At 40.8% G+C, this 11,838-nt stretch carries 13 protein-coding genes; 7 read left to right on the plus strand and 6 right to left on the minus strand.

Annotation, left to right across the window (positions count from 1 at the left end; genetic code table 11):
• Positions 1-272, minus strand: a 272-nt coding sequence (locus P8P30_10310; protein MDG1287933.1) for a hypothetical protein, incomplete at its 3' end; no start/stop codon positions are given.
• Between the two features lie 308 nt (positions 273-580).
• Here P8P30_10310 and P8P30_10315 point away from each other — a divergent pair.
• From P8P30_10315 to P8P30_10330, 4 genes are all read left to right on the plus strand, one after another.
• Positions 581-1,210 carry a hypothetical protein gene (locus P8P30_10315; GenBank protein MDG1287934.1) on the plus strand — a complete coding sequence of 210 codons (630 nt, stop codon included), beginning with the start codon at positions 581-583 and terminating at the stop codon, positions 1,208-1,210.
• Between the two features lie 786 nt (positions 1,211-1,996).
• Positions 1,997-2,611 (plus strand): hypothetical protein, encoded by a 615-nt coding sequence (locus P8P30_10320; GenBank protein MDG1287935.1) that lies wholly within the window; start codon positions 1,997-1,999, stop codon positions 2,609-2,611.
• 7 nt (positions 2,612-2,618) lie between these two features.
• Positions 2,619-3,017 (plus strand): hypothetical protein, encoded by a 399-nt coding sequence (locus tag P8P30_10325; GenBank protein MDG1287936.1) that lies wholly within the window; start codon positions 2,619-2,621, stop codon positions 3,015-3,017.
• A gap of 281 nt (positions 3,018-3,298) precedes the next feature.
• Positions 3,299-4,129, plus strand: coding sequence for a DUF4145 domain-containing protein (locus P8P30_10330; GenBank protein MDG1287937.1), 831 nt, complete (start codon positions 3,299-3,301; stop codon positions 4,127-4,129).
• A 12-nt stretch (positions 4,130-4,141) separates the two neighbouring features.
• On the opposite strand, the gene P8P30_10335 is transcribed toward P8P30_10330, so the two are convergent.
• From P8P30_10335 to P8P30_10345, 3 genes are all read right to left on the minus strand, one after another.
• Positions 4,142-4,774, minus strand: coding sequence for a tyrosine-type recombinase/integrase (locus tag P8P30_10335; protein ID MDG1287938.1), 633 nt, complete (start codon positions 4,772-4,774; stop codon positions 4,142-4,144).
• 383 nt (positions 4,775-5,157) lie between these two features.
• A complete protein-coding gene (locus P8P30_10340; GenBank protein ID MDG1287939.1) occupies positions 5,158-5,433 on the minus strand; it encodes a hypothetical protein in 276 nt (91 codons plus the stop codon).
• Positions 5,430-7,097 (minus strand): hypothetical protein, encoded by a 1,668-nt coding sequence (locus P8P30_10345; GenBank protein ID MDG1287940.1) that lies wholly within the window; start codon positions 7,095-7,097, stop codon positions 5,430-5,432. Before P8P30_10345 ends, P8P30_10340 begins: the two co-directional genes overlap by 4 nt.
• 309 nt (positions 7,098-7,406) lie before the next feature.
• Between P8P30_10345 and P8P30_10350 the strand changes: the two genes are divergently transcribed.
• Positions 7,407-8,102, plus strand: a complete 696-nt coding sequence (locus P8P30_10350; GenBank protein MDG1287941.1) for an IS6 family transposase — start codon at positions 7,407-7,409, stop codon at positions 8,100-8,102.
• Between the two features lie 73 nt (positions 8,103-8,175).
• On the opposite strand, the gene P8P30_10355 is transcribed toward P8P30_10350, so the two are convergent.
• Positions 8,176-9,150: a Fic family protein gene (locus P8P30_10355; GenBank protein MDG1287942.1), complete on the minus strand. Its 975-nt coding sequence runs from the start codon at positions 9,148-9,150 to the stop codon at positions 8,176-8,178.
• 534 nt (positions 9,151-9,684) lie between these two features.
• Here P8P30_10355 and P8P30_10360 point away from each other — a divergent pair.
• Positions 9,685-10,215 carry a hypothetical protein gene (locus P8P30_10360; GenBank protein MDG1287943.1) on the plus strand — a complete coding sequence of 177 codons (531 nt, stop codon included), beginning with the start codon at positions 9,685-9,687 and terminating at the stop codon, positions 10,213-10,215.
• Positions 10,216-10,552: 337 nt separating this feature from the next.
• On the opposite strand, the gene P8P30_10365 is transcribed toward P8P30_10360, so the two are convergent.
• Entirely contained in the window at positions 10,553-10,699 is a 147-nt protein-coding gene (locus tag P8P30_10365; GenBank protein ID MDG1287944.1) for a hypothetical protein, read from the minus strand.
• A gap of 179 nt (positions 10,700-10,878) precedes the next feature.
• Between P8P30_10365 and P8P30_10370 the strand changes: the two genes are divergently transcribed.
• Positions 10,879-11,556 (plus strand): IS6 family transposase, encoded by a 678-nt coding sequence (locus P8P30_10370; protein MDG1287945.1) that lies wholly within the window; start codon positions 10,879-10,881, stop codon positions 11,554-11,556.
• Positions 11,557-11,838 lie beyond the last annotated feature (282 nt).

The raw sequence follows: 11,838 nt of genomic DNA on the forward strand, positions 1-11,838 counted from the left end.
GCTTCTTTGAGCTTTGGATGCATATAAACGACTCTACCACCCTTAGAGCCCTTGCTAGCATCGTTGGTGAGCTTGATGGTGTCTGTAAGATTACCCTCAGCATCTGTCATCATCTCCCACGTCAGGCCTGATATCTCCTTAGCTCGTAATCCTGCCTTGATGGATAGCAGAAACATAAGGTGGTTTCTTTCGGGGTATTGAGTGTCTTTCAGATAGTCCGTTACGACCTTTTGCTGCTTCTCAGTGAGTGTTTTGGCTTGTTTGGTAAGCATAGTATTACCTGCTTTATCTAGTTATATCATATTTAATATATACTTTAATATAATAAGATATGCCTTAAGTCAAATCCTAACGCCCCTGAGGGTACTGTGAATGCTAGGCTTGTTATATAATTGTACTTAGCTAACGAGTTATGGTTTTGATGATTTAATTGGTGCGGTTGTGCGGATGTGAGAATTGTAATAAGGGTTGGTGATGCCTAATGATTTTGGTGATAATATTGAGTTTGATGCTGACTTCCCTGAATCGACAGGTGTTGAAGCAGTTGTAGAGCGCTCGCAGGAGATTGGTAACGCTATGTATGCATGATAGCTTCATCTGCAAGGCCTCAAAAGAGCGGCTATTAGCTGATATGATGAAGATGGCGATGACGCAGCAAATTCGGTCACTCCCTAACGTGCCAGAATCCATGAATATAGATATTATCGAAGGCATGATTACAAGGCAGACCAGTGGCGTCACTGAAGAAAATGCAGAGATTAACCACTGGCTCCCTCAACTTGAACGACAGGCGGCATGGCAAGATACGAAGCAATGCACTTTCTATAAATTAGAGGGAGTGTTCTTTAATGATATAGCAGATAGGGAATCCCGCAAAGGCCGTGAAGTTATCAAAGCGGGGGACTTGAAGAGGCTCTTTAAGGGCATTGATAAGGAACTTGAGGCGACCTTAGAGCTAGGTAAGAAGGTTGCTAAGGGCTCTACAAGAGTCGCAGATGGTCAGCAATTCAGTGATGCCTACAATAGCGGGTTAGTGGGCTTACTAAAATCAGCCCAGCAAAATAACCGACTATTAGAAGGCATAGAGCTTAAACCTTCAGGTGAGATTGCAGAGGTCGTTACTTCAGGTATGATTGCAGGTAAACTATTCAAGAAGCCTAGCTTGAAGGATAGGATTAAAGGGCACTTAAAGGCTCTAAGGAGCTCTTAGGAATGGCTTATTATTTAACTAGAAGGAAGGATTGATTGGTAGGATTAACTATAAGGACTATAATCTATATTATTAGCCTCTCATTTCATTACTAGGTACATTATCTCTATAAATAGCTTCTAGTAATGGTTACAGAGGTAATTAAGGTTATAATATTCTATTTGTATTCTTCTGATTACTAATGGAGTTATCTCTAGGGGGTGCTAGTAAAGCACTTGACGGTTTAAGGGGTGAGGTAGGGCTAACTCATTGTAATTATGCCTATGATTTCATCCCCAAGACTCTAGAGTCAGCACTTCCACATTTTCCCGCTGCCGAGAGTCCTAAGATGAAGACCGTATATACTACATGAATATACCGTTAGGTTGATTTTAAGGTGTCATGGGGCGCTCTAGTGAAATTCATGCCGCCCATGTAGCCTAAAATACTAAAGGCTCTGTATGAGGCTAAAAGGTGCCTTAAAATGGATGTAGAGAATTCATGCTAGCTAGCGGATTGCCAAAGCACCAATATAATCACTATACCACTCGCAGGGCTCTAGGGCAACTAACGGGCTTTCTTAAATAGTTGCCTCCCGCAAAACTTCCTCTATGGTTCAATGGCTGAATCCAAATCGGTTCAGTGGGTGCTAAAAATCATCCAAATAACAGCGTTTATCCAACTACGTGAAGTTGGGCTTCTACCTTAGGGCTGGGAGTCCGTCTGAATAAAACAGGGCTTTGCCTGAATAGGATGGGCGCGACTGTTATCGTGATTTTTACCTCCCAATCACCAGAGGAGGGCGCTATGGCCACAAATATAAATTGTCACTACATAAGCTTACTATTGGCTTTTATATGTATTATTTCATTCTCAAATCACTCATTAGCAGAGCTGCCTGTTGAAGGTGATGATGTGTTGATAGAGCTTTCAAATGCTCAGTATAGTTTGGCTAAGAAGTTTTCAGACTGTGCCGCCGTATACGCAACAGGAAGTGATTTATTTAAACAGGAGGGGGATGTTAATAGGGCGGAGCTCATGAATGGCACTAAGAACGGTGCAAAGATAGCCTCTCAAATGTTACTCGCATTATCTGATTACGGAAGGTTTTTCACTAAGCATTCGCTTGCTGAAGCGTCAGAGAGTGAAGCAGAACAGTTAATTCTGAAGTTACGAAATTCAATGTCGAATCATGAAGGTTTTCATGCTTCTATATACGATGTCCAGTATCCAGCTTACAGCATTTTACTTTCCGAAATGAAAGATATTGGGCTCATACAACAGAAGATAGCTTCATGTAATGCTTTGGGGGAATTACAAGGCAAGATTGGTGCAGAGGTGAAAGAGTATCTCCATGGCGGTAATATGAGTGACAACGAATACGTCCTTCCAATAATATGGGGTGAGAGAGCTCCAGAATAGTTTTATCATGTCAGCAAACAATGAAAACCCTGAGGGCTTTCTAAAAGCTCTTCTAGCAAAGTGGGCTGCTTTGTGCGAATTCGTTGAAGCTCTTTTTAAAGGCGCTCTCTGGCTATCAGCATTCGCATTACTTGGGTACTGCCAGTTAACTGGCGGTGATGATAAAGACAGTCTAGAGCCACCTGAAACCTTGCCCATTTCCGAATATGAAAATGTAAGAGTGAACGTGTATTTTTACTTGCCAAATGACCGAGAAGTTCATCTTGGTTCTACTAAAGGTACATCGTCATGTCAGAGCAAGGCCTACAGATATGCTGAAAGTAAGGAGCTAGGCTCTCACTCTAATTGGTCTTATATCTGCTGTACAATAGAGGCTGGTAGTGATTGCTATAGAAAGATTAGATAGTCTTTAAAAGCACCTGACAATTCTCAAATTTGAAATTTTGTGGGAGGCAGCTACATGCATACCCCATACCCCCACCATGTCCCCTGCAGGCCCCCTCTAGTGGCTTTGGAGAGGTTGTTTGAGGTGCTTCCTTGGTTTTGAGTTCGGATTCCGATTGGGGATACTAACTAATCTTGTGGCGATTGTGGTGTTTCAAGCTCGTAAAGCTTGGCAATAATGCTGGTTCTCTTTGGTCTACGAATTGTGTATGAACTCAATATAAAAGCAGTAAAGAGAATTTTATGGAAAAGAAATATGCATTTCCCTCAGTAGAGCTCACAGCATTTCACTGTCCTCACTGTCATACTAAGACTCCGCATTTGTGGTTTGATTGCTACGGAGAGCAAATCCGAGATGAGGGGGGGGTGCCAGAACTAAATAATGTAAAAGATATAGAAGGGCTCATAAACCGTATTAAAGAAGAAGCGGGTGATGATGCATTAGACGATATAACGCAGAAAAGATGGTTAGATGACGCTGTTTTATCAGAGTCTGGAGAGCTTCTTCCGCGACAAACGGAAAAACCCCCAAACTGTAATTACAAGCTTGGAAATGTTTTCTTCAGTCTCTGCCGGGAGCCAAGCTGCGGAAAGGCCGCTCTTTGGATACATGATAAGTTGGTTAATCCATTCAACGATGTTGAAGTTCCACCAAATGAAGCAATGCCAAAAGAAATTAAAGCCATTTATAATGAGGCAAGGCAAGTACATAATATCTCACCTTCTGCCGCAGCAGCGCTACTGAGGTTGTGCTGTGAAAAGCTATGCGAGTATTTGGAGGCAAAGGGAAATACATTAAATGATAAAATAGACGATTTGGTGAAAAATGGACTGGATAGCGATATACAAGAGGCTCTAGACATCGTGAGGGTAATTGGAAATGAGGCAGTGCATCCAGGTCAAATAGACCTCAACGATAACAGGGACATCTCTGGTGCGCTGTTTGAGCTAATTAATGAAGTAGTTGAAGAGTTGATTGCTAAGCCCAAGAAGAAAAAGTTTTTATTTAATGAGAGGCTTCCTGAGAATGTGCGTAAGAAAATTGATGCTAGAAAGAAGGCCGCCAGAGATTAGGGTATCCCCGCTCTATTTCAATGGATGGGGTAGGGGGTAATCAATCTTCTCAATGGCTTCTTTTTTATCTTCTCCTGTCAATCCCTCAGAGTAGGTGCCGTATGTCATGGTATATATTTTATGCCCTACGATTCTTGCGGCAACGACTTCTGATATTTTGGCGCGCTCAAATTTAGTGATTAAAGAGCAGCGAAATGAATGAAAGCAATGCGTCTTTTTCTTATAACCTAGCTTGGTTTTGAAATTACCAAACTCCTTGCTGGCTGCTGTAGAGCGCTTGCCGTACTTATTCTTAGCTTTGGAGGGGAGTAGATAGCCATCTTTACTATCATTCAGTAGCCTCTTTATGGTGCCTTGAATCTTGGAGTGAATAGGGATGGTTCTGAGTCCACTTGAAGTTTTGGAATCGGGTATTTCAAGGGAATTATTCGATACATGGATGCATTGAATATTGTGTAATTCATCAATTCTTGCGCCTGTATACATACCAAGCAGCATTATATCCATAAGGCTCCTTCGGTCTTCTTTCTGGGCGACCTCCCAAAGTTTTAAGATTTGCTCATCATTCCAAGGAAGGTAGCTATTTTGGCGCTCCTCTTTCTCTTGCTGGGTAGTGCTGGTGCTTTGTGGGATGGACTTGAACATGAGCAAGCTGTCTTCTGTGAAAAGTTCCTCTTCGTTGATGAGGTATCTGCGTGACCTGTTTCGCCGAATGCGTGCGAGCATTGCGCTTGCTAGGCTTTAGTTTCGTGACGGAGGCGAGCTCCACTTTGGTGTTGTTATGAATTGTATGGTTTCTGGCACGTCTTGTCAGATTAACTGAACCTTTCTGAGTAATCTGTGATAATTTTCATTTTAATCTGACAGCACCATCAACGTCACATCGAAAAACGAGACAACTTTAAGAACTTACGTCAAAGGTCCGTTGATCTATGGCAGGAAATCTATGCATAGATTTATGGCGTTAGAGGCTTTCGGAGAATAGTGCGGTTTAATCTGACAGGATCAAAAATAGTGAGTAATTTACTCTATTCACCCTCAAACTTAATGCCGTACTTTTGCTGCATTTCTTCTTTTAGGTTTTGGGACGGTATACCATAGCCTCGAGCAACAATCTCTAAAGCGAATTCTTCAAGATCAATCATCCCTTCATTTTTCTGCATTTCGACTAAAAAAGCAGGCTCTTTGGGCGGATCAATCAATACAAAGTAATAGGCAACTCTGCCATCAATAGAAAAATTTAGATAATAAAACCTATGCGCCGAATGACCACGATTGATTAACAATTTCGCAGTAAAGTTCATAACGTTTGCGTGTGAGAAGGTGTAGCGAAGTTGATGTTGGCTGCCGTTGGAGCTAATTTTATTTCTTTCCCGGCAAGGGGAGCGATGGTTGGAGGGAGAGAATCTAGGTTTTCCTTAACGAGCTCTGCTGCCTGCTGCTGTGTAGTTGAGATTTTCTCTTGAGGTGCTCTGAGTGTTGCAGGGTCAATTCCCAGATCCTGAGCTAATTCAACATTTTTCTGTGCCACATCTGCAAAAAAACTATCCATGAAACGTTTTCCGTGCGGCAGAACAAGTGCTTTGTCTTCTTGTGTTATCCTGCCCTCGCCACTGAGAAATAACTGATTATTATGATTGGTAGGAATTTCAGCAAAATATTCGAGCATTCGTTGTTTTTCTGTGACCTGAGCATGTGTCATGTTCTGTGTTTCATTATCTTCAGCAAGAGCAGTCTGTAATGCTTCCATCACATCCTTTCCCTGTAATCCTTCAATCTTTCTATCCATAAGCTTGAAACCCATCTCAATGAAATTTCTATCAGACTCAGGTAAGCTCATATATTCGAGGTATCGGTTTTCTCCTCCTTTTAAGGTAACGGATCCTGTGACTTCTGCAGTATTTGCCATGTCAGTAAATATCGATGAGGTAAGCGCTGCTTCCGTTAATGGATCTGTTTCAATTCCCCACCCAGACGCCATTCTTTCACGGCTTATCTTATCATTTTTGATGAAGCTTTCTCTTTTTAGCGCCACTATATCTTTGAAATATGCCTGAACGGGGTTGGTGTCTGGATAGGTGGCGGCCAAATCTGGAAAGGTTTTCTGCAGATAATCCGAGAATTTTTCAGGTAAATGCTCAGAAACATACTCTTTTTCACCAAAATGTGCTTGTGTGGCATCAGAGATAACCGCCAGCCTCTCTCCCTCATAAATATGCTGCATATCATGATATACATTTGCAAAGATATCATGTTCCGTCTGGTTCGAGCCAATCGAAGGGAATGCCTGATTTGGATCGTCTGTTTCAAGCCGTGTGATAAACAGCTGATTATTTAGCTCAACAGGATCTCCTCCTCCTGATTGTGCTATCTGTTCATCGATATATTGGTTGGCATAGTCATCAAAGATAGTTTTTATCACTTCCGTGTGTAATTGATCCAGCTTACGACTTCCTGCGGCCTCTGGTGAGATTTCGTAGTTAAAATATTCGCTATGCGCCAAATGAATAGTTTCATGGACAGCAGTGGCTGATCTTGTTGGTATCCATTCTTTTAAGTCTTCATGCAAAGACCCGTCACTATGAAAACTTTCTGTGCCTTCTCCAAGCGCACCCATCGACATTTGGAGGGTCACAGGTTTGCCTTCATATTTTGGCACAGCATATCCCGCTATTCCCCCATCGCCCGTCTCGCTTTTGAGAAGAAAATCATCACTAAAAAGCGTAACACCTATATGTTCATCAACCCCATAACCATTTTCGGGTGTGCAGTGACTTTTGAGATAAAGGAAATCAGCAATAGCTGGTGGAGCATGCTTATATATTGCTCGCACAAAGGTTTCCTGCAGCTCTACGCCAGCCTTATTAAGTGCTGTCGTATCTAATGCAGCAGCATGCTCTTTCGTGATTTCAGTATGGATGACCGGATTGATCACTTTTTCAAAATCGTCATACGTGTAAGAAACCATCTAAAAACCCCTGTTATTATTAAGCAAGATATATTCATGATATCAAATAGATATTAACATTTTGTAAAATCCCACAAATTCCATAATAACTCTGCGAAGGTCTTGTCAGATTAAACCAACATTTTGCCGAAATTCGTGATAATTTTCATTTTATGCTCAAGCAATCTCCCTTCAAATATTATAAAACCAGCCCTGAAATCATAAAACTCACGGTGATGTATTACATTCGTTATCCGTTAAGTTTACGGCAAAGGGGGGCTTGTCAGATTAAACCAACATTTTGCCGAAAGTCGTGATATTTTCCGTTTTATGTATAAGCAATCTCTCTTCAAATATTATAAAACTAGTCCTGAGATCATAAAACTAGCGGTGATGTACTATATCCGTTATCCGTTAAGCTTGCGGCAAGTTGAAGATATTCTTCATGAGCGAGGCATCGATGTCTGCCATGAGACGATTCGCTATTGGTGGAACAAGTTTGGTGCAATCTTTTCTAAAGAGATGAAGAGAAATTCTAATCATCAAACATCAAATTGGCGCTGGCATATTGATGAAGTCTTCGTCAAAATTAAGGGCGAGCTGCATTATCTATGGCGCGCCGTTGATCATGAGGGAACGGTTCTTGATTGTTACGTTACAAAGAGACGAGATAGAAAAGCAGCACTTAAGGTTCTAAAGAAGCTAATGTCTCTGCACGGCAGAGCCAAGGAGATTGTGACTGATAAGCTTCCTTCTTATAAAGCTGCATTGAGAGATATGGGGGCAATGCATTTACAAACAACTGAACAATATCAAAATAATCAGGCTGAGAATTCTCATCTTCATTTCCGGCGGCGAGAGAGAGGAATGAATAAGTTTAGATCGATGGGATCATTACAAAAATTCACATCCATTCACTCTTCTTTCCTCAATCATTTTAACCATCAGCGTCACATCGAAACACGAGATAACTTTAAGGAGTTACGTCAAAGGTCTGTTGATCTCTGGCAGGAAGTTTATGCATAGATTTATAGCACTCATACCCGAGGGGGAGTTGGAAAGAACCGGCGGCGGTATTTTTTAGATAAAATTTTCAAAACTATAAAATTTGTAGTTTAATTTCCTGAAGTGTTAGGCGCTGTTTCTTTAGTTCATGAATATGCTGAATTCGCTCAATCATATCGCGCGCATAAAGCTGGTAACCATGGTCCGTTATTTCCGCAACTTCGAGAAGTCCTTCTTTGGTCCAATGACGGATGGTTGAGTTATTCTCCCCAACGGCTTTGGCAATCTCGCCTATTTTCATTAAGCTGTTATCTTCTTCAGGTTCTGCATCTTCGCCTCTAGCTGCTTTGAGATAAATATCTAAAGATCGATCTACTGCTTTCTTGATAATCTTGATGAAATCATCTTTTGCTCCCCCTAATTGCGCTTTCTCTAGCGATCCAATATATGCCAATCTGTCACGCTTACGAATAATAGCCGAAGGGTAGCCAAGCATCAGTAGAATCATATTCATCAGCAAACGGGCGGTACGACCATTACCATCCACGAATGGATGAATGGTGACTAGACGATAATGTACTTCTGCCGCAAATTCGACAGGGTGTAAGTCAGTAGATGTTTGTATCCATTCGATAAAACCCTGCATCAAATCAGGCACTTTAAGCGGATTGGGTAACACGACTGCTGAACCGGAAATGCGAACCGAGACCGAACGGTAGTGCCCTGCATTTTCATCATCAATTCCTTTTAAGATGATATTGTGAATGGTGAGGATGTCATTTTCATTTAATTCGGAAGGCCTGCGATTGAATTGTTCTCTTACCCAATCTAATGCCTGTGCGTGATTATTGGCCTCTAGATGCTCTGTGAGAGACTTGCCACCTACGGTCAATCCTTTCTCGACCACCAATGCAGTTTCACGGCGAGTGAGTGTATTTCCTTCGATTGCATTACTGGTGTAGGTAAGCTCTACTCTGAACCAATCATCCAGATTACGCACGAGCGCATCCGGCATGGGTCGGAAACGATCCAGTTGTTCTTTTTTGTCTGTCAGTAAATCAATATTCATATGCAAACCATAAACCATAACGTTATGGTTATCAACATATAATTAGAGGCTCAACTTTATGAATATCGAACAAACAACTGGGGGGTGACCATGTGCCCAACGGCTTCTTTAAAATCTTCATATGTATATGCTGAGGTCATATTCTCTTTCCAAAGTGATAGCATAATGCAAAAACATTAATATAGTTTTAAACTAACCTTTCATTCTCTGTACTGACTTCATTTAAGAGCGGCTCTACTTAGTGGGGATTTATTATATGGTAGTTTAGCGAGAAGTTGGGAGGCATTAAGAATGCTACTCAAAGAGTTTTATTAGGAATCAGCTTCAAAAAATGTCATACAATCGTCATACAAGTAATCGATCGTTTTGTTTATACTAAGCGTCATTTTCTTAATCTAGACTCTGTGAGTTAGGTTTTTTGTTATAATGTATCAATTAAAATACCCAAAGGCTCACGCTAATGGTTTTGAGACATCTTAAATAACGCTAAATAACCTAATCTCTCATCACATTCAGTGGGCAGAGTAAATACATATGAGAGGACTTCCCAATTGGGATGAAACCGCTATGTATCAATTTTTTCAAAGCATGCTGATAGAATTTAATGTTCTTAGCCAAACCCTGCGGTGCATAGATTGCCCGAAAGGAATATTAAAAATCATTCCACAGAACGCTCCGAACTTTTCACGCTCTGTTGAAGAGGGAGATACACTTATCTTCAAAATTTTTGACAGAGAGGGGCGCCCAGGCATCCTCAAAAAAGTGGAATTTATGGGGACTGACCCCAGATCTATATTCAAGGAATGCCGGATAGAACTTCTCCTAGATGGAGAAGAACTATTTTCGATCATAACTGGAATCCTTGCCTCAGTATTAGAGGTTCCACCTCACTCCATAAAGGACTCCCATCACCTGGTGCGAGATCTAAAAATGGGAAAAAAAAATAGCATCGCCATCAGAATGCAGCTTAACGCCAGATTCAATTTGACGTTAAAAACAGCGAATGGCACAGTGTTCGAAATATATCAATATATTGAACAAAAATTATTACTCAGTGAAGAGTAATAATTTTCTAAATTTAGCACAGAGAGGACTTTCCAGTTGGAATGAAACCGCTGTGCTTCATATATATCCATATGTTTTTTTTGAAAACTGAAAGAAGTAGAAGGTGCCTAGAGTACTTTTTTCACATATTCTCTGTGCTGATTGTTTTTCCTCCCTTGGGGGCAATTATTACAGAAAACTTGGAAATCAAATCTCCAAAATACTTCTGGATAGCAGTATGTATTTTGGGGAGTTTGATAATGTTTTCTGAATATAGCAGAAAAAGCCTAGATGTATGGGATCTGGATATTATCCTTAGATCCCTTTACGCTACAACAGTAGCGGCATTAGCTACTTTTTACATTCCATCATTCTGGATGGTTTGGCCCTGTGTCTGGGTAGCTGTTTTCTTGCTGTCTTTGCCAAGTATTAGCAAAAATAGAAAGAAATGATTAAAACCGCTCTTTCGACGGGCGGTACATTTCTTGATTTCTACTTTTGCCATTTCCCTCTAACTCGGCATAACGATGTACCTTCTCTTTTGAAGGTTTCGTTATGTCGGGTTATTTTTTTGAAAATTTCTATACTAGCAATCTCGTCAGATTAAATCGGACTATTCTTCATCGTTTTGGTCTTGTCAGATTAAACTGATCTTTTGCCACGAGCTGTGATAATTTTCATTTTATGTCCAAAAGTGATCTCTTCAAATATTACAAAACCAGTCCTGAAATCATAAAACTAGCGGTGATGTATTACATTCGTTATCCGCTCAGTTTGAGGCAAGTCGAAGATATCCTTCATGAACGAGGCATAGATGTCTGCCATGAGACGATTCGTTATTGGTGGAATAAGTTTGGCTCCATTTTTTCTAAAGAAATGAAGAAAACGGCGAACCATAAAGTATCAAACTGGCGTTGGCATATTGATGAAGTCTTTGTCAAAATTAATGGTGAGTTGCATTATCTATGGCGTACTGTTGATCATGAGGGAACGGTTCTTGATTGTTACGTTACAAAGAGGCGAGACAGGAAAGCAGCACTTAAGGTCTTGAAGAAGCTAATGGCTCGTCACGGAATTCCAAATGAGATTGTGACTGATAAGCTTCGTTCTTATAAAGCTGCATTGAGAGATATGGGTGCAATGCATTTACAAACAACTAAACAATATCAAAACAATCAGGTTGAGAATTCCCATCTTCATTTTCGACGGCGGGAGAGGGGGATGAATAAGTTTAGATCAATGCAATCATTGCAAAAGTTTACATCCATTCACTCTTCTTTCCTCAATCACTTTAACCATCAACGTCACATCGAAAAACGAGGAAACTTTAAGGAATTACGTCAAAGGTCCGTTGATCTCTAGCAAGAGCTCTATGCATAGTTCCATAGGACTCAAAGCTTTTGGAGAATAATGCGCTTTAATCTGACAGCACCGCCATTGCTTTTTTAGTGCCTATTGTTCCTATAAATACAGTATCTTATAGAATCGCTAAAATCAAGTTTCACCACATACTTTCACCACATTCCTGATATTAGACTAGTCGTACCACCTTCTTCATGGCCTCGGTATCATGCTCAATATATCGCTGAGTTGTCTGTAAAGACGAATGGCCAGCAAGCATTTGTACATCCCTTAAGCTGCCTC

Source organism: Rickettsiales bacterium, assembly GCA_029252805.1.
Classification (GTDB): Bacteria; Pseudomonadota; Alphaproteobacteria; order Rickettsiales; family JALZUV01; genus JALZUV01.

Coding starts and splice junctions, on each gene's coding strand:
- P8P30_10315 (MDG1287934.1), top strand. CDS start 581: ATGCATGATAGCTTCATCTGCAAGGCCTCAAAAGAGCGGCTATTAGCT.
- P8P30_10320 (MDG1287935.1), top strand. CDS start 1,997: ATGGCCACAAATATAAATTGTCACTACATAAGCTTACTATTGGCTTTT.
- P8P30_10325 (MDG1287936.1), top strand. CDS start 2,619: ATGTCAGCAAACAATGAAAACCCTGAGGGCTTTCTAAAAGCTCTTCTA.
- P8P30_10330 (MDG1287937.1), top strand. CDS start 3,299: ATGGAAAAGAAATATGCATTTCCCTCAGTAGAGCTCACAGCATTTCAC.
- P8P30_10335 (MDG1287938.1), bottom strand. CDS start 4,774: ATGTTCAAGTCCATCCCACAAAGCACCAGCACTACCCAGCAAGAGAAA.
- P8P30_10340 (MDG1287939.1), bottom strand. CDS start 5,433: ATGAACTTTACTGCGAAATTGTTAATCAATCGTGGTCATTCGGCGCAT.
- P8P30_10345 (MDG1287940.1), bottom strand. CDS start 7,097: ATGGTTTCTTACACGTATGACGATTTTGAAAAAGTGATCAATCCGGTC.
- P8P30_10350 (MDG1287941.1), top strand. CDS start 7,407: ATGTATAAGCAATCTCTCTTCAAATATTATAAAACTAGTCCTGAGATC.
- P8P30_10355 (MDG1287942.1), bottom strand. CDS start 9,150: ATGAATATTGATTTACTGACAGACAAAAAAGAACAACTGGATCGTTTC.
- P8P30_10360 (MDG1287943.1), top strand. CDS start 9,685: ATGAGAGGACTTCCCAATTGGGATGAAACCGCTATGTATCAATTTTTT.
- P8P30_10365 (MDG1287944.1), bottom strand. CDS start 10,699: ATGGCAAAAGTAGAAATCAAGAAATGTACCGCCCGTCGAAAGAGCGGT.
- P8P30_10370 (MDG1287945.1), top strand. CDS start 10,879: ATGTCCAAAAGTGATCTCTTCAAATATTACAAAACCAGTCCTGAAATC.